Annotated in this window: 18 protein-coding genes and 4 tRNA genes; 13 read left to right on the forward strand and 9 right to left on the reverse strand. The window is 51.7% G+C overall.

The genetic code is table 11. The features are described 5' to 3' along the window. The 6 genes from KU854_RS08045 (at window position 1) to KU854_RS08070 (ending at window position 5,225) form a co-directional block, all read left to right on the forward strand. Complete coding sequence (locus tag KU854_RS08045; RefSeq protein ID WP_218357926.1) at window positions 1–567, forward strand: YggT family protein; 567 nt, start codon at window positions 1–3, stop codon at window positions 565–567. A gap of 4 nt (window positions 568–571) precedes the next feature. Beyond that, window positions 572–877, forward strand: a complete 306-nt coding sequence (yggU, locus tag KU854_RS08050; RefSeq protein ID WP_218357928.1) for a DUF167 family protein YggU — start codon at window positions 572–574, stop codon at window positions 875–877. A gap of 56 nt (window positions 878–933) precedes the next feature. Next, a complete protein-coding gene (locus KU854_RS08055; RefSeq protein ID WP_218357929.1) occupies window positions 934–1,368 on the forward strand; it encodes a DUF4426 domain-containing protein in 435 nt (144 codons plus the stop codon). A 90-nt stretch (window positions 1,369–1,458) separates the two neighbouring features. Beyond that, window positions 1,459–2,055, forward strand: a complete 597-nt coding sequence (locus KU854_RS08060; RefSeq protein WP_054780564.1) for an XTP/dITP diphosphatase — start codon at window positions 1,459–1,461, stop codon at window positions 2,053–2,055. Window positions 2,056–2,061: 6 nt separating this feature from the next. Continuing rightward, a complete protein-coding gene (gene hemW, locus KU854_RS08065; protein ID WP_218357930.1) occupies window positions 2,062–3,213 on the forward strand; it encodes a radical SAM family heme chaperone HemW in 1,152 nt (383 codons plus the stop codon). 53 nt (window positions 3,214–3,266) lie between these two features. Then, window positions 3,267–5,225, forward strand: a complete 1,959-nt coding sequence (locus KU854_RS08070) for a DUF3857 domain-containing protein (RefSeq protein ID WP_218357931.1) — start codon at window positions 3,267–3,269, stop codon at window positions 5,223–5,225. A gap of 72 nt (window positions 5,226–5,297) precedes the next feature. On the opposite strand, the gene KU854_RS08075 is transcribed toward KU854_RS08070, so the two are convergent. The 3 genes from KU854_RS08075 to trmB form a co-directional block, all read right to left on the reverse strand. Next, entirely contained in the window at window positions 5,298–6,065 is a 768-nt protein-coding gene (locus KU854_RS08075; RefSeq protein WP_218357932.1) for a DUF2884 family protein, read from the reverse strand. 62 nt (window positions 6,066–6,127) lie between these two features. Further along, window positions 6,128–7,048 carry a glutaminase B gene (gene glsB / locus KU854_RS08080; protein ID WP_218357933.1) on the reverse strand — a complete coding sequence of 307 codons (921 nt, stop codon included), beginning with the start codon at window positions 7,046–7,048 and terminating at the stop codon, window positions 6,128–6,130. A gap of 74 nt (window positions 7,049–7,122) precedes the next feature. Further along, window positions 7,123–7,839: a tRNA (guanosine(46)-N7)-methyltransferase TrmB gene (gene trmB, locus KU854_RS08085; RefSeq protein WP_054780561.1), complete on the reverse strand. Its 717-nt coding sequence runs from the start codon at window positions 7,837–7,839 to the stop codon at window positions 7,123–7,125. 180 nt (window positions 7,840–8,019) lie between these two features. Here trmB and mutY point away from each other — a divergent pair, with 180 nt between their 5' ends. The 7 genes from mutY to KU854_RS08120 all read left to right on the forward strand — a co-directional run bounded on the left by mutY (window position 8,020) and on the right by KU854_RS08120 (window position 11,297). Next, the gene (mutY, locus tag KU854_RS08090) at window positions 8,020–9,102 is read left to right on the forward strand and encodes an A/G-specific adenine glycosylase (protein WP_218357935.1); all 1,083 of its coding nucleotides are present in this window, start codon (window positions 8,020–8,022) and stop codon (window positions 9,100–9,102) included. 10 nt (window positions 9,103–9,112) lie between these two features. Then, a complete protein-coding gene (locus KU854_RS08095; RefSeq protein ID WP_054780560.1) occupies window positions 9,113–9,385 on the forward strand; it encodes an oxidative damage protection protein in 273 nt (90 codons plus the stop codon). Between the two features lie 156 nt (window positions 9,386–9,541). Continuing rightward, window positions 9,542–10,618 (forward strand): membrane-bound lytic murein transglycosylase MltC, encoded by a 1,077-nt coding sequence (gene mltC / locus KU854_RS08100; protein WP_255555474.1) that lies wholly within the window; start codon window positions 9,542–9,544, stop codon window positions 10,616–10,618. Between the two features lie 137 nt (window positions 10,619–10,755). Beyond that, window positions 10,756–10,831, forward strand: a tRNA-Phe gene (locus KU854_RS08105). A 71-nt stretch (window positions 10,832–10,902) separates the two neighbouring features. Then, a tRNA-Thr gene (locus tag KU854_RS08110) sits at window positions 10,903–10,978 on the forward strand. 34 nt (window positions 10,979–11,012) lie between these two features. Next, a tRNA-Phe gene (locus KU854_RS08115) sits at window positions 11,013–11,088 on the forward strand. 133 nt (window positions 11,089–11,221) lie between these two features. After that, a tRNA-Asn gene (locus KU854_RS08120) sits at window positions 11,222–11,297 on the forward strand. 390 nt (window positions 11,298–11,687) lie between these two features. Here KU854_RS08120 and KU854_RS08125 read toward each other — a convergent pair. Genes KU854_RS08125 through KU854_RS08150 form a run of 6 tightly spaced genes read right to left on the reverse strand, consistent with a single transcriptional unit; the run spans window position 11,688 to window position 17,446 of the window. Then, a complete protein-coding gene (locus KU854_RS08125; RefSeq protein ID WP_218357937.1) occupies window positions 11,688–13,379 on the reverse strand; it encodes an ATP-binding SpoIIE family protein phosphatase in 1,692 nt (563 codons plus the stop codon). A gap of 19 nt (window positions 13,380–13,398) precedes the next feature. After that, on the reverse strand, window positions 13,399–13,698 hold the full coding sequence (locus tag KU854_RS08130; protein ID WP_218357938.1) for an STAS domain-containing protein: 300 nt from the start codon (window positions 13,696–13,698) through the stop codon (window positions 13,399–13,401). A gap of 8 nt (window positions 13,699–13,706) precedes the next feature. After that, window positions 13,707–14,873, reverse strand: a complete 1,167-nt coding sequence (locus KU854_RS08135; RefSeq protein WP_218357939.1) for a methyl-accepting chemotaxis protein — start codon at window positions 14,871–14,873, stop codon at window positions 13,707–13,709. Further along, window positions 14,866–15,909: a protein-glutamate methylesterase/protein-glutamine glutaminase gene (locus tag KU854_RS08140; RefSeq protein WP_218357940.1), complete on the reverse strand. Its 1,044-nt coding sequence runs from the start codon at window positions 15,907–15,909 to the stop codon at window positions 14,866–14,868. The genes KU854_RS08135 and KU854_RS08140 overlap by 8 nt, the downstream gene beginning before the upstream one ends. Beyond that, window positions 15,909–16,550, reverse strand: coding sequence for a chemotaxis protein CheD (locus tag KU854_RS08145; protein ID WP_054779443.1), 642 nt, complete (start codon window positions 16,548–16,550; stop codon window positions 15,909–15,911). Before KU854_RS08145 ends, KU854_RS08140 begins: the two co-directional genes overlap by 1 nt. 44 nt (window positions 16,551–16,594) lie before the next feature. Further along, complete coding sequence (locus KU854_RS08150; protein WP_218357942.1) at window positions 16,595–17,446, reverse strand: CheR family methyltransferase; 852 nt, start codon at window positions 17,444–17,446, stop codon at window positions 16,595–16,597. Between the last annotated feature and the right edge of the window lie 2 nt (window positions 17,447–17,448).

Consider the following 17,448-nt stretch of genomic DNA (forward strand, 5'->3'; position numbering starts at 1 on the left):
ATGAACGCAATGAATTTTCTCGTTTCAACACTGTTCGACCTCTACATCATGGTGGTGTTGCTCCGGGTTTGGCTGCAATGGGCACGCGCTGACTTTTACAATCCGTTCAGCCAGTTTGTGGTCAAAGCGACACAACCGGTTGTGGGCCCACTGCGCCGCGTGATCCCGTCTATCGGCAGTCTGGACATGGCAACCGTACTGTTTGCCTACGTGCTGTGTGTAGCGAAATTTGTCGTGCTGCAACTGGTGGGTTCCGGTCAGTTCGCCCTTGATGGTGGCTCTTTCATTATCGGCCTGCTGGCAATGCTGAAAGCAGCCGGTGGCCTGCTCTTCTGGGTACTTATCCTACGCGCTATCCTGAGCTGGGTAAGCCAGGGCCGCAGCCCTATTGAATATGTGATGATCCAGCTGACTGAACCGCTGGTGGCACCTATCCGTCGCATCCTGCCATCTATGGGTGGTCTGGATCTGAGCGTACTGGTGCTGTTTATCCTGCTGCAATTCCTGAACTATGTGATTGGCGATATGCTGAGCCCTTACTTCGGAAACCTGTGGTTCGTGCTTTAACAACATGAGTACACAACGGCCGGCGTGGCGGGAAAAGGAAGACCTTATTTTAAGGCTCTACATCCAGCCGAAAGCCAGTAGGGATCAGTGGATGGGGCAACATGGCGAGGAGATCAAGCTCGCCATCACCGCCCCACCGATGGATGGCAAAGCAAATGCCCATCTCACCAAATTTCTGTCCAAGCAGTTCAAAGTGGCCAAAGGCCAGATTGAGATTGAAAAAGGGGAACTGGGCAGGCACAAACAAGTTCGCATCCAGCGTCCGGTGTTAACGCCTGAGATCCTCATTCCCCTTATCCCCGACAGCTAATACCGAAACGTGCGCGACCTCAGCGCACGTTTTTCTACCGATAAGGATTTTCGGTCATGAAACGCATTCTCCTGTTCATTGTCAGTGCGCTGATGATTGCCTCCCCAACCGCTTTTGCCGGTCAGTACAAAACCATCGGCACGCTCGACGTACACTATTCAGCCGTCAACTCCACCTTCATTCCACCTCAGGTTGCCAAGGCTTACGACATCAAGCGAAGCGGTATCAATGCGCTGATCAACATTGCCGTACTGGATAACCGCCAGGCAGGTAAACCAGCCGTCACCGCCACCCTCACCGGTGAAGCGAGAAACCTGCTGGGGGTGAAAAAACCGCTGACTTTCCGGGAAGTACGCGAAGGAGATGCCATTTACTATCTGGCTGAGCTTCGCTTTGCCAATGAGGAAAACTACACCTTTTCCATAGATATCAATGCGGCCGGAAACCGCAGTGGCAAACTCACCTTCAACCAGACGTTTTATGCCGATTGAGCCTGCGTGAACACACGCTCGCATTCCGGTATGATGGCGCCCAGCAAAGGCGCCATTTTTATTGGCAGCCAACCCATTCAGGAGAGAACGATGAGCAAAGTGGTTCTGGCGACAGGCAACGCCGGCAAAGTAAAAGAGATGGCAGACTTGCTGCAGGATTTCGGTCTGGAAGTGTTCGCACAGAGCGAATTCTCAGTACAGGACGCCGATGAAACCGGCACCACCTTCATTGAAAACGCCATCATCAAAGCACGCCACGCGGCCAAAGAAACCGGCCTGCCAGCGATTGCAGACGATTCCGGCCTGGAAGTGGATTACCTCAATGGCGCGCCGGGTGTTTACAGTGCGCGTTATGCCGGTGAAGGCAAAGGCGACCAGGCCAACCTGGAAAAACTGCTGGAATGCATGGCAGATGCACCGGATGACAAACGCACCGCGCGCTTTCACTGTGTGCTGGTGTACATGCGCCACGCTAACGACCCAACGCCTCTGGTGTGCCACGGCGTATTTGAGGGCAAGATTGCCCGCGAAGCGTCAGGCTCGCATGGCTTTGGTTACGACCCTGTGTTCTATGTGGAAGAGCATGGCTGTACCCTGGCCAACATTGAACCGGCAGTGAAAAAGCAAATCTCCCACCGTGGTCAGGCGCTGAAAAAGCTGTTCGCAGCAATGGGCAGCGAGAAGTAATCAGCCATGGCGACAAACATTCCACTCAGCCTTTATGTTCACATTCCCTGGTGTGTACAAAAGTGCCCGTATTGTGATTTCAACTCTCACACGCTGAAAGGCGACGTGCCGGAGCACGATTACATCGATGCACTTTTGGATGACCTTAAGCAGGATTTACACCGCTTCGAAGGCGTCAGTGGCCGGGCGTTGCATTCGATTTTTATCGGTGGCGGCACACCTAGCCTGATGTCCCCGCAGGAAATTTCACGCCTGCTGCAGGGCATCCAAGCGCAAATCCCGTTTGCGGAGAATATCGAAGTCACCATGGAAGCCAACCCGGGTACCGTGGAAGCTGATAAGTTTGTCGCCTACCGCAAAGCCGGTGTAAACCGCATCTCCATTGGTGTGCAAAGCTTCGATAACCAGAAACTGCAACGCCTTGGCCGTATCCATGGTGCAGCTGAAGCCAAACGCGCCGCTGCTCTTGCGCACGAAGCCGGTCTTGCCAGCTTTAACCTCGATTTGATGCACGGCCTGCCGGATCAATCGCTGGACGGTGCGCTGGATGACCTGCGCCAGGCGATTGAACTGAACCCGCCGCACCTGTCCTGGTACCAGCTCACTATCGAGCCCAACACCCAGTATTACTCCAAGCCGCCGACACTGCCGGATGACGATGACCTTTGGGACATCTTCGAGCAAGGCCATCAGCTTCTGACAGAGGCAGGATATGTGCAGTACGAAACCTCGGGCTACAGCAAGCCGGGTTACCAGTGCCGACATAACCTTAACTACTGGCGATTTGGGGATTATTTGGGTATCGGCTGTGGCGCCCATGGGAAAATTACGTTAGATAACAGTACCGTACAACGCACAGTAAAAGTGAAACATCCACGCGGATATCTCGATCCTGAGAAAGAATACCTCAGTGAATTGCATATAGTGGAAAGTGATGAACTGCCATTTGAGTTTTTCATGAACCGCTTCCGACTGGTTGAACCGTGCCCGAAAGCAGACTTCCCTGCCCGCACCGGACTGCCACTCGAAACTGTCGATGCGCCGCTTCAAAACGCACTGTCTGCCGGGCTCCTGAGTGAAACAGAGACCCACTGGCAGGTGACAGAAAAAGGGCGACTGTTCCTGAACGATCTGCTCGCAGGCTTCATCAACGAGTAGGCAGCTTTTACGACGCTGCCTTTTGTTCTCGAAAGCAAAGGACAGCGTTGTAGATGAAGAAGTATCTGTTTGCCCTGTGTGTTCTGCTCCCCGTTGCGCCGCCTACCCTGGCGCAAGCACAGAACGCAATCTATGCACCACTCCCTGGCTGGGTGGTGCCCATTTCCGAGATCCCCCAGGCTTCGCCTGACAGCCATTACTACGATCAGCAGTTTTTGATAGTCGACAGGCAGGTTAACCTCGTCACCCCTACGCCAGTCGAATACAAACGCTACACCAGCAAAGTGACCGCCATTGAAGGGGTTGAATCCGCTTCTCAAATATCCATCGACTTTGACCCAAGCTACCAGTCTGTCAATGTTCACCGGCTGGAACTGGTGCGGGACGGCAAGGTCATGGATCGCAAAGCCACAGCACAGATTGACAGGTTCAAGCGCGAAGTTGATTTGGACTCGCTGCTCTACAATGGCGATGAAACCCTGCATATCGTGCTGGATGACGTCAAAATCGGCGACATTATCGATTTCAGCTACACCATCAGCGGCTATAACCCTGTGTTTGGCGACCACCGCGAGTGGTACATCAAAACCGGCTGGGCGAGCACGGTCGCCTTGGTCAATGCCCGTATTCTTGCCCCCACCGACAGCACCATTTCAGTCACCAATCTGGACGGCAAAGGTCTGGGGGATTTTCGTCAGACCCGCGACAACGGCGTGACCACCTTTACCTATTCAGAACGCGACGGGCTGTATGATTTCGATGAACCCGAACAACCACGCTGGTTTAACCCCTACCCTTACCTGCATGTATCCAGCTTCCGTGACTGGAAAGACGTGGTCGACTGGGCGCTGCCGCTGTATCAGGTCAATCCGGACGATGATGAGGTGAAAGCGCTGGCATCGGACATCCGCCAGACCTATCCGGAGGACATCCAAAAGCAGGCCATTGCAGCCATCCACTTCGTACAGAACAATATCCGCTACCTTGGCATTGAGAACGGCATTGGTTCGCACCAGCCCCGCCCTCCGGCGCAAATCGTCTCCCAAGGGTATGGCGACTGCAAAGACAAAGCCCTGCTGCTCTCCTCACTACTGGGCGCACTCGGCATAGAGGCGTACCCGGCGCTGGTAGATACCTCGTGGCGCGAACACCTGCCTTCACAGCCAGCAGCACCTTACAGCTTTAACCACGTCATCGTAGCAATGGATTACGAAGGAAGCCGCTGGTGGATAGATGCCACACGCACCCACCAAGGAAACAGACTGGACACCATCGCCCAGTCCGAACTCGGTTACGCACTGGTGATCCAGCCCGAGAGCACCAACCTCACCGCGATGACGCCACCAAAAGTGCCGGTCACCCAGGATATTGAGCAGCGTTACGTGATCAATCACGCCAACGCGCAGAGTTACCTGACGGTCAAAACCGTTTACCGCGGGCTGGAAGCCGAGCGCTGGCGCCGTTACCTCGAATCCAAGCCGCTGAAAGAACTCAGCGAAGAGTACGCAAACTATTACGCGGGCTTTTTCGGTGGCCTCGATTTTCTCCGTCCACTGACGGTCGATGATGACATGGAAAGCAATGAAGTAACGCTCAACGAAGCGTATGTGATTGGGGATTTGTGGTCGAAAGAGGATGATACCTACAAGTTCGTGATCTCTGGTGACATCGTGGATGACTATCTGATCAAGCCGGATCTTATCCGCCGCAAAACCCCTTTCCGCCTTGGCCGTGAAGGAGCAATCCGCCAGAACATCAAACTGAGCCTGCCGGAAAGCTGGGATATCGAACAGTCTGACAATAAAGTCAGTAACCCTTTCTTTGAGTTTTCCAGCTCACTGAAAACCGTTGATGGCCCCGGAGACGTGTTGTTCAACAAGACCTATGTCGAGGCTGATTACTACTACCGTGCCAAAACCAACCATGTTGAAGCCAAAGATCTTCGTGACTATATGCGCCAGATAGATAACGCCTGGGAGAGCGTGGACTACGAGTTTACCTACCGCCCCTAATTCCGGTGCCGGCAACAAAAAACGCGCGGAGTCAGAACCGTGCGTTTTAGTTTTCTGAGCTTCCCGGAACAGTCAGTACTTGGTCACTGTTACCGTTTTCCAGCCCGACAGCGCTGGGATCAGGCTGGAAATTTCAGCCTCCTGCTCCTGCCACTGGCTCAGGCGGGTACACACATCCTGACGCAATCCCTGGGTGCGGTTTTGCTGAACGCGCACTTCGTCTGAAATACGGTTTTGCAGGGTTGCCATCTTTCTGGAAATAAACTGCATCTTGTTGGATTCCCCGGCACTCAGGGTCGCAATGTCCATCAAACCGCGGCTCGAAACCGTGGCAATCAATTGCGGGACACTGGCTTCGATTTCCTGCACCGCCATTTCCAGCGCCTTGTGTTTCAGGTATGGCGAACGGTCTGGTGAATACAGGGATGCCATTACCTGGCGCTGCAAATGCTGGTGAAAATCGCCCAGCTCACCACGCAGCGCGCTGCTGTCACCCAGCTCTGCGGCAATCACGCCGTCCAGCGCCATCCAGGAGTTGTGCAACTCTTCAGAAAGGGAACGTCCGATAAAAGGTAGGTCGTTGCGTACTGTCTTACTGTAGGCGGTCAGCGACGCTTTCTGCGCGTCATTCAATTTCACCCTGTGCACATCAACATAGAGGTTACCGTTTGGCTCAATGCGGAAACGGTTGTTGTTTTTCTCGATGATCACGCTGTCAGCGCTGATCTCAATATCACCGTGCAGTTCAGGTCGACAGCTGTCTGCTGCTGCGAAAAATGGCAGCCACAGCGTCAGGATTGCCGATGCCTTCAGCATCTTAGTCAGATTCGCTATTCCCATATTACTTCTCCACATCACAGGCGCAAACCGGCTGATAGCCTCGCGAAAAGCCAGGATACGCACTAAAAAATTGAACGCCCGATGCGCTCGGCCAGCAGTTCTAGTGCTGCTGTACCCGCCAGTGAGTTGCCGGAAGGATCAAGTTCCGGAGACCAGACAGCGATAGACATCTCGCCTGGTACAATCGCCACAATCCCGCCACCTACACCGGATTTACCCGGCATGCCAACACGGTAGGCAAACTCACCCGCACCATCGTACAAACCGCAGGTCGCCAACAGGGCATTGATCTGCTTACTTTGAGTCTGGCTGACAATTGTTTTTTCTGCGCCTAAAGGAAGTCCCTTATTTGCCAGATAGTTAAATGTCTTAGCGAGATCGACACAGCTCATACGCAGCGCACAATAGTGGAAATAGTTCGCCAGCACTGGCATCACATCGTTGTCGAAATTGCCAAATGCCCGCATCAGGTAGGCGATGGCTGCGTTGCGATCGCTGTGCTCCATTTCCGAAGCAGCCACCACTTTGTCATAGCAAAGGTGGTTGTTGCCGGAAAGCAGGCGCACAAATTCCAGCATGCGCTGGCGCGGCGCCGAAAGACGGCTGTGGAGCATGTCGCACACCACCAGCGCACCGGCATTGATAAACGGGTTACGCGGGATCCCTTGCTCCATCTCCAGCTGGATCATGGAATTGAACGCCTGGCCGGAAGGCTCTTTACCCACGCGCTGCCAGATTTCCTCTGGCTGATAATTTTGCAGAGCCAGCGTCAGGCTCAGCACTTTGGAAATAGACTGAATGGAAAACGGCTCTTCGGCATCACCGGCGGTAATGATTTCGCCATCGTTGTAACACACCGCAATGCCAAGCTTATCGGCAGACACTTCTTTCAAAGCAGGAATATAGTCGGCCACTTTTCCCTGCCCAATCAAAAGACGCACCTCTTCCAAGATGGCACTGAGCAATTCAGGGGTTGGTTTCATTACGATCTCCAATAGTCAAAAAAGCCAACACGAGGTTGGCTTTCAGTGTTTCAGCAGCGTTTTCTTACAGCCTGTTAGCTGATACGTGCGTACTTCATATCCCAGACACCGTGGCCAAGACGGTGACCGCGCGCTTCAAACTTGGTCAGTGGACGCTCTTCAGGGCGTGGGATGTAAGGGCCATCAACCGCGGTATTTTTGTAACCCGGCGCCACATCCATCACTTCAACCATGTGTTCAGCATAGTTTTCCCAGTCAGTCGCCATGTGGAAAATACCACCAATTTTCAGCTTGCTGCGTAGCATTTCTGCAAATTCAGCCTGCACGATACGGCGCTTGTGGTGACGCTTCTTGTGCCATGGGTCAGGGAAGAAGAGTTGCACTGTGTCCAGGCTCTGCTCTGGCAGCATGAATTCGAACACTTCAACGGCGTCATGACACATCACACGCAGGTTGGTAATACCCGCATCACGTGCAGCCATCAGACATGCACCCACACCTGGGCTGTGCACTTCGATACCAATGAAGTTTTTCTCTGGTGCATTCTTGGCCATTTCAACCAAAGATGCGCCCATACCAAACCCGATTTCCAGCACAACAGGGTTGTCGTTACCGAACACTTCTACCCAGTTCAGCTTTTCCTGTTGGAAGTCGATACCCATGGTCGGCCAGCAATCGTTCATTGCCTGCTCCTGCCCCTTGGTTAGACGTCCTTCACGACGGACAAAGCTTCTGATTTTACGAAGAACTTTACCGTCTTCGGTCAGCTCGGGTTTGTTGACTTCTGCCATGGTTTTTTGCCTGCAACTCAATAATGAAGAAAAGTTAAGCGGATCGCGCATTATCCAAAGATTGCGCCATGGTGCAAGCCCTGCGCACAGGGTGCACAAATCTTTCCGCAAATCGTGGTCTTTTTTGACTGCCCCACGTAGTAGACTGTGCGCCAATAACTATAACCAAGAGCAAGTAAAGTGAGTCAGCGTTTTTCCGATGCCATCCTGGGCTGGTATGACAAATACGGCAGAAAAACCCTGCCGTGGCAGCAAGAGAAAACGCCATACAAAGTGTGGCTTTCCGAGATCATGTTACAGCAAACCCAGGTTGCAACCGTGATCCCCTATTTCGAACGTTTTATGGCGCGCTTCCCCACCGTCGTGGACTTGGCAAATGCCGAACTGGATGAAGTGCTGCACCTTTGGACCGGTCTTGGCTACTACGCCCGTGCCCGCAACCTGCACAAAGCCGCCAAGAAAATTGCCACTGATTACAATGGCGAATTCCCTACCAACATTGACGATGTGATGGCGCTGCCGGGCGTTGGCCGCTCTACGGCAGGCGCCGTGTTGTCGCTTTCTTTAGGTCAGCACCATCCTATTCTGGACGGCAACGTAAAACGCACCCTGTCTCGCCATTTTGCCGTTGAAGGCTGGCCGGGTAAGAAGCCGGTTGAGAACCGTTTATGGGAACTGGCTGAATCGAATACGCCAACAGACGGTGTGCAGCGCTACAACCAGGCCATGATGGACATGGGCGCCATGATCTGTACCCGAAGCAAACCCAAGTGCGATATCTGCCCCGTCAACTATAGCTGTGAAGCCAACGCCCTGAGCCGCCAGGCAGATTTTCCCGGCAAAAAGCCAAAGAAAACCCTGCCCGAAAAAGAAACCTGCTTCGTTCTGTTTCAGTATGAGGATCAAGTCTGGCTGGAACAGCGCCCACCCGCAGGTTTGTGGGGTGGCCTCTGGTGTCTGCCGGAAACCACAGAGAAAGCAGCAGACCAGTTTGTTTCGGGCAAGCTCGCATCCGGCAGCTTTGAACAGCCTGAACACTTAACCGCATTTCGCCACACATTCAGCCACTTTCATCTGGATATTGTTCCAGTTCGCGTCCAGTTACACAGTAAACCTAACAACATGGGAAACAACGGGATCATGGAAGGCAACGGCGGGCTTTGGTATAACTTAACCCAACCAGCGAAAGTCGGGCTGGCTGCGCCAGTGCAGAAGTTGCTGGAGAGCCTGACCAGAGAATTGCAGACTTCGAACAAAAATTAGGAGCTTAATGATGAGCCGTACCGTTTTTTGCCAGCGCCTGAACAAAGAAGCAGATGGCCTGGATTTTCAGCTTTACCCGGGCGAACTGGGCAAACGCATTTTCGATAACATCTCCAAAGAAGCTTGGGCACAGTGGCAAAGCAAACAAACCATGCTGATCAACGAGAAAAAGCTCAACATGATGGATCCAGAGCACCGCAAACTGCTTGAAGAAGAAATGGTGAAATACCTGTTTGAAGGTCACGATACCGTGATCGAAGGCTACACCCCACCTTCAGAGTAAGGTGTTCAGCACACAAAGTGCACATATCACTTTGTAAATTAAGGCATCCTGATTACGCTGATCGGGATGCTTTTTTGTTTCTATGGAATTCAAGTTTTGCACCGCGTACTTACCCTTTTAATTCTGACGCTCATGATCACAGGTTGCAGCCGAGAAATGGTTGAATCAACACTGGGGGTCAGTTACGAAACCACCAACCGTTTTGCCAAAAACCTTGCCCCACTCCCAGGCCAGTTCGAAAAAGACATCGCTGCGCTGGATAACCTCATCAACAGCTTTACCGGCGATATTGAAAACCGCTGGGGCAAAAATGAAGTCTATGTCTCGGGCAAGCAGGATTACGTAAAGTACACCGACAACTACCTGAGCCGCGCGCGGGTAGATTTTGCCAATGGCCTGATCACCATTGAAACGGTATCAACGGAAGATCCGAAACAGCATTTGAAACAGGCGATCGTCACTACCTTGCTGACGCCTAACGATCCCGCTTCTGTCGATCTTTACTCGGCGGCAGAGGTTCCGCTTTCCGGCGAACCGTTTTTGCAAGGTCAGGTGCTCGATCAGGATGGAAAAGAAATTGCCTGGGAATGGCGCGCCACCCGCTTTGCCGATTACCTGGTTGAGAACAAGATAAAAACCAAAGCGCTCAAGTTCCAGAAGGTGTTCTATGTGGAGATCCCCATGGTGCAGGATCACTCCAGTAAACGCCGCTACCAGTACGCCAACCTTATCCGCGACGCCTCCAAGCGCTATGGCATATCAGAAGAGCTGATCTACGCCATCATTAAAACCGAAAGCAGCTTCAACCCGTATGCGGTGAGTTGGGCCAATGCCTATGGCCTGATGCAGGTGGTACCGAAAACTGCCGGGCGTGACGTATTCAAACTGGTGAAAAACCGTAGCGGTGAACCCACCCCGGAATACCTGTTTGACCCGGCAAGGAACATTGATGCCGGTACGGCATATTTCTATATCCTGAAAACCCGATACCTGAAAGACGTGCGCGATCCGCTGTCAAAACACTACAGCATGATCTCTGCGTACAACGGCGGGACAGGCAATGTGCTTAAAACTTTCCATCGTTCCGACCGCAAAAGGGCGATGAACGACCTTAACCGCTTAAATCCCAACCAGGTTTACTGGGCATTAACCAATAAACATCCCTCTTCGGAGTCGCGTCGCTATCTTCAGAAGGTGACAAAATTCCAAAAAGAGTTTCGTTCAATGCGTTAATTCCTGCGTTCACAGCCTGCAAATCGTATGCTTTTGGCGCAAATTGGCGCAAATACAGCCAAACAGTGCATTGTGACGTTTTTTTTTAAAAAAAGGTGTTGACGGTAAGGCTCAAAATCCGTTTAATGCACCTCGTTGCCTCGATAGCTCAGTCGGTAGAGCAGGGGATTGAAAATCCCCGTGTCGGTGGTTCGATTCCGCCTCGAGGCACCATATTTCAGTAATCGATGATTCGGTTACAGGAAATGTGGCTCAATAAGAAGCAACGTTTCCACGGTTTGTGTGCCGGCTTAGCTCAGTTGGTAGAGCAACTGACTTGTAATCAGTAGGTCACCAGTTCGACTCCGGTAGCCGGCACCACTTTTTTGATGTATAGTCTCGCACTTACATCCCTGCCTCGATAGCTCAGTCGGTAGAGCAGGGGATTGAAAATCCCCGTGTCGGTGGTTCGATTCCGCCTCGAGGCACCATTTTAAGATGGTGATTGATTCTGGTTTCTGCTTCGCAGAAATGTGTCGGTCCCTAGCCGGGCGCGGTCAATTCCGCCCTAGGCAACAATTTAAAAATGGTGATTGATAAGCTCGCTTATCAGTAACAAACAATTCCCCCTTAGTTCAGTCGGTAGAACGGCGGACTGTTAATCCGTATGTCGCAAGTTCAAGTCTTGCAGGGGGAGCCACTTTAAAGAATCCTAGTCTTCGGACTGGGATTTTTTTTGCCTGAAATTCAGCGAATCGAAATACCTTCATCTTCCACAAAAGAAAGCCTTAGCTAGGCGCCCCCGACGAAAGACGAGGCTTTTTTTGTCTGTTATTCAGCGCTTCGCGCTGATGTCGCAACCCTAGGCGGGCCCAACTAGGCGTCCCCGTCAAGTCATGCAGGGGGAGCCACTTTAAAGAATCCTAGTCTTCGGACTGGGATTTTTTTTGCCTGAAATTCAGCGAATCGAAATACCTTCATCTTCCCTAAAAAGAAAGCCTTAGCTAGGCGCCCCCGAAAAGTCCCACAGGACGAGGAAAAAAAGTCCGGCAGATCATGGCCGGACTTGGAATTGTGGTGCTTGGCTTTGCTAGGCGTTGTACTCCATCCCTGCTGCCAATTTGTATGTACCTCGGGCAGAGCGGCCTTCATCCAGATACTCAAACGAATCACAAAGCTCAGAGACCAGCGCTATCCCCCGCCCACACCGGGCGACAGAATCTTCCAGCGAGCTGTCTGCATCTTCGTAATAAAAACCCTCACCGTTATGGGTAATGTAGAAAGCCAGCTCCCGCTTTGAGGGGTTGAAAGAAATGCCGACCTCGAGATACGCAAAATCATTCAAGGCTTCTAACCTGGCCTGACGCTCGATGTAGTAATCGAGGAAACCGTCATCATCAGTTTTGAGTGTAGACTCCAGCCCCAACAGACCGTGCTCAAGGGCGTTATTGATAAGTTCTGACAACACAGTACACATCAGATCTAGATCGAGGTTACTGCCGAGCGTCCCTTTTAGCATGCGCCGTACTTCACCGATCAGGTTGACCTTACGAAGCTCATTGGCACCGAAATAAACGGTCAACTGAGCCGGAGAGCGGCGCTCGTAATATTCGGGATTCCCGGGTTGCAGCTCTACCCCGCTTTCTATCGGTGCAGTCATCTCCAGCATCGACATATCGTCACCAACCCCCACACCGCCGGTAAATGCACTAATGCGATCCTGCGTGGTTTGAATGATGCTACCAAGTGGTTCCGTGAATATCGCCTCCAGTCCTTCTTCACCCAACTCTGCACCATTGACATCGCGTGCTTCTGTCACACCATCAGTAAAGAAAAACAGCTTGTCTCCGTCTTCAAGGCGCAAGGCGACAACATCAGCCTCAAAGTCCTCACTATCCATCGCACCTAACGCCATATGCACAGAAGGAAGACGCTGCTTCACTTCGCCATTTTTATCCAGCAGGTACCCATCAGGCATCCCCCCACCCCACCAGTTTACATCCAAGCCATTGGCTGAGACTTCAAACAGGTTGGCAGCAACCAACATTCCAGGGGGAAGGAATTTTTTGAGGGTACTGTTCATTTCTTTCACGATATCGCCCAGAGCAAAACCGTTTTTCGTCATCGCAAAAAATGCTTTCGTCGCTGGTATTGAAGAAATGGCGGCGGGAAGCCCATGCCCTGTCGCATCAGCTAACATTGCGTATATCCCGCCTTGGGGTCTGGGCGTGACTAGCACGACGTCACCATTAAAATTTGTGTAAGAGCTGGTATAAAAATCAACACCATGAGCACCCTGATAGCACGCTTGCATCAAGTTCCTGAATATCGTTTCCGCCATGGTGTGTTCATACAGGGTGTGAGCATGGAAATGCTTGAGAGTGTCGCGTTGAACAGCAACTTCGTTGTAAAGACGGATATTGCGGCTATGGGCACGGACTTTGGCAACAATGGTAGTGCGGCTGATAGGCTTGGTGAGAAAGTCGTCACCAAGGGTCATACAGCGGTTGAACGCATCATTGTCGGTAATACCAGTGAGAAAAATGATGGGCAGATAATGGCTTTTATAGCGCTGGCGCACTTTCCGCGCAGCTTCGAAACCATCCATTTCAGGCATGAGCACATCCATGATGATCAGATTCGGCAAGTCTTCCATCGCCGCCAACATATCCAGCGCCATCTTGCCGTTGTCTGCAATCAGGATCTCTTCAAACTCATCCTTGAGCACATGTTCAAGGAAGCACTGTAGCGAGACTTCGTCTTCAACTATGAGTACTTTCACTCGCTAACCTCCTGGCACATCACTCAATGATGAATTTTTTCTCAAAACGCGCAATGATCAATACACGCTTTATCTGGGGCATGGTGTTGATCAGGCGGATATCTCCTTCCTTCTTGTTCAAAAACGTCAGCATGTTGAGCAGCATTCCCAAGCCGGCACTGTCTATGTATTCGGTGCCGCGAAAATCCACGATGATTTCCTTGCCCTGCAAGTCCTGATAAGCGTCACGGAACTCCTGCACAACGCTAAAATCAAACTGACCATTTACGTGGATAACGACAGTATTGCCGTCATTTTTTTCTTCTCGACTGATAGCCATATCGTCTCCTAGAACAGTTCGATGTCGCCTTCATCGGCTGACATTTGCTTAGCGGGGGCTCGCTCAGAAGAGCCAGCCAATTCCTCAATTTCGTCCACAGCCTTATGCAAGGCTACCCAATCAATATTTCCGGATTCTATGGTTTTTGTGATCAACGCATTCAGATCTTCCAGAATGTGCAAATTACTCAAAACATGCTGGCCTTGCTGCGAAACGATGTCCGCAAATTGCAGCCCCTGAATACTCTTACTTACCTCCGCGCGCACCGCATCACCCTGCTCGGTCACCTTACCTATCTCAAGGGTAACTTCCTGGTTCACACGTTGAACGCCTTGCAGCAGCCCTTCGATACGGGTTTTGGATTCGATAGAAGTGGTCATATCCAGCGTCGCGATTTCACCGACAATAGCACTGGTTTGTTTCACCGTATCCTGCGCCAAGTTGATATCCCGGTGGATCTGACTGTTCAAGCTCGAAGCCTTGTTCGCCAGGTCACGTACTTCAGATGCAACCACACCAAAACCACGTCCCATTTCGCCCGCCCTTGCCGCTTCAATCGCGGCATTCAGTGCCAGCAAGTTGGTTTGGTCAGACATGGCCTGTACCTGGTCGAGCAGGTTGAATACCGCTCCAAGTTTCTCTGACATATCGTGGATGCAGTGGATCGCTGTGATGGACTTCTCTGACACAGTAACCAGCAATTCGATGTACTGATCGATAGCCTGTCCGGTTTCAGGCAGCACTTTGGTCAGGCTATATTCGCTTTCTTCGTTGTTTAGCAGATCGCCGACCATATGCTTTGCCAACGTTGACTGCTGGGCGACAGCGCGCTCCATACCAAAAAAGCTGTTGTTGAGGTTTTGGACAGAGTTATTGATAACGTCTTGTTGGCGTTCCAACTGCTCACGGATAGGAATAAGCTCAATATTGAGGATATTGTGGATTTTGTGCAGGATAGCCGTGCTTTCCACAGACACAGAATCGTCATCCTGTGGTGGTAAAGACTCAACAGGCTTAGCATTTGTGTTGCTGCTGTTCCGCCACAATAGAAGCACAGCAATAGCCACACCAGCCGAAGCCAAGATATTCAACGCAGACTGTTCAAAGACCAGAGGTAAACAGCCTGCGATAACCCCCACCAATGCTATGATGATTCTCGCATTCTTTTTAGCCATAGACTTTGCCTACCAGATAGGTTGCGATTTTCTCCAACGGCAATACCTGCTGTGCCGCTTCTAATTCCACCGCCACTCTCGGCATCCCCCACACCACGGAGGTATTTTCATCCTGCGCAACTGTGGTTGCGCCAGCCTGACGCATTTCCAGCATTCCCTGTGCGCCATCCCGCCCCATACCGGTCAGCAAAATGGCCATGGCTTTTTCCCCCGCAGCCTGAGCCACGGAAGAAAACATCACATCTACCGAAGGCTTGTGGCGCTGAACAGGCTCACTATCACAACGGGTGCAGTAGTACCGGCCTCCGCGTTTTTCTATCTTCATATGGAAGTCCCCCGGCGCGACGTAAACCCGGCCATTGATAAGGGGAGCCTGGTCGGTAGAAAGTTCTTCGACATGCAGCTTGGAAACACGGTGGAGGCGTTCAGCAAAAGATTTACTGAACACCGCTTTGATATGCTGGGTGATAACGATTGGTGGCATCAGCTCAGGCAACGCTTCCAACACATTCCGAATGGCTTCTGTTCCCCCGGTAGACGCTCCAATCGCAATGATGTCATAAGGCGAGTTGAGCTGACGCCCAGTCACGCTGATCTCTTTCGGTGAACGGTGTACCGCACCTGCGATATTCGCCGTTGCGGCCATTTTGACTTTTTCAACCACCAGCTGGCGGTAGTTGCTCATTTCGGATGCCACGTTCTCCGTGGGTTTGGGGAAGTAATCCACCGCCCCGATATCCAGTGCAGCCAGTGTTGCTTCTGCACCATGCTGGGTAAGGGTTGAGATCATCACCACCGGCATAGGATGTAGGCGCATCAGGTTCTTAAGAAACTGCACACCGTCCATTTTGGGCATTTCAATATCAAGCGTGATCACATCCGGTTTGAGTTTTTTGATCTTCTCTCTGGCCTCGTAGGGGTCGACCGCCACGCCCACAACTTCCAGTTGCGGGTCAGAATCAATAATCTCACTGAGCAATGCTCTAAATACGGCAGAGTCATCAACAATCAGTACTTTGTGTACTTTTTTTCCCATCAGAAAAGCTCCGCACTCTCGCCATCATCACGTTTCGCCTCATTAACAAGGCGACGCTTGTAATTGCGTTCTTCGACTTCTACTTCACCTCGGTAACCACGCAGTTTTTTCACCCATGCCTTGCCTGTCATTGGGTCGAACACGACTTTCCGTGGAAACTCACTGCCAAGATCCTCCCCGACCAGCGTCAGCCCTTCGTCTTTCACATAATTGCGGATGAACTGAATATTTTTCTCGCCAATATTGGCGTGTTTGCCCATCACCATTCCACCGCCGAATAATTTGACCCGCAGCCGACTCTTAATAGCGCCTTGCTGGATCATGGTATTGATCAACAGCTCCATCGCATAGTTGCCATAACGGGCCGCATTAGATCGCCACTGGGTCGGATCCCAGCCTGCAATGTCATCGGCATCACCGAATGGCAACATAAAGTGGTTCATTCCGCCGAGCTCAATGAAGGGATCCCACACGCACGCTGAGATGCAGGATCCCAGCCCTGTGGAAATCAGCTCACGCTCCGAAGTCACATAAACCTCGCCGGGCTGAATTTTAACCATCATCATCTGCTTACCGGGGTGAAAAAAACGTCTGGCACCCGCCCCTATAGGGCAGCCGGTAAGCTCCAGAATCTTATGCATACAAAGGCTCTGTTCGCTCTTTAATCCGGAGTGAATACACGCTATCAGGGCTTAAGGAACATGGTTTGACCGAGGTTCTCAAACCGGTTCCCCATTTGCCCGATACTCTCTGAATGACCGATAAAGAGAATGCCGCCGCTGCCCAGCTTCTCCCAGAAACGGTAGATAAGCTGTTGCTGCATATCTTTCTCGAAATAGATCATTACATTGCGGCAAAAAATGGCATCAAGTGGCCCTTTGTGTGGCCAATGTGCTGTCAGGTTCAGTTGCTTGAAGGTGATAGCCTGTCTGACACTTGGCTTCACTTTCAGCAGTTCCTGTTTTTGCCCCTTCCCGCGAATAAAGCCGTAGCGGAGGATGTTTTCCGGTATCACCTTGGTCGCTTCAATGCCATAGGTACCGTTCTGTGCCACCTCCAACACCTGCGTATCAAGATCCGTTGCAAGGATTTTGCAGTCATAACCGCTGCTCAAAAGGCCACACGAGGCCAACGTGGAAGCGATGGTGTAAGGCTCTTCGCCTGTCGAACAGCCCGCTGACCAGATTCTTATCCGCTTTTTGTTTTGGCGCTGCCATTGAGGCACCATGGTTTGGGCCAGATAATCGAAGTGGTGCTTTTCACGGAAAAACTGAGTCTTGTTTGTCGTCAGTGCATTGATGAAAGCAACACGCTCATCAATGTCGCTTTCCACCCGCGCAAAGTAGTCCGGGAAGTTATCAATTCCCGTGCGACGCAACCGCCTTGCCAACCGGCCATACACCATGGAGTTTTTGCGCTCAGAGAGAGATATACCCGTCTCCCTGAGCATAAAGTCCTGAATGTATTTGAAGTCCTGCGCGGAAAAATCGAATTCGCGCTGCTCTTCGATTTGGCCAAGTGCCTTAATGGCATCCACCG

Origin of the sequence: Enterovibrio paralichthyis (assembly GCF_019209835.1) — a bacterium.
Classification (GTDB): Bacteria; Pseudomonadota; Gammaproteobacteria; order Enterobacterales; family Vibrionaceae; genus Enterovibrio; species Enterovibrio paralichthyis.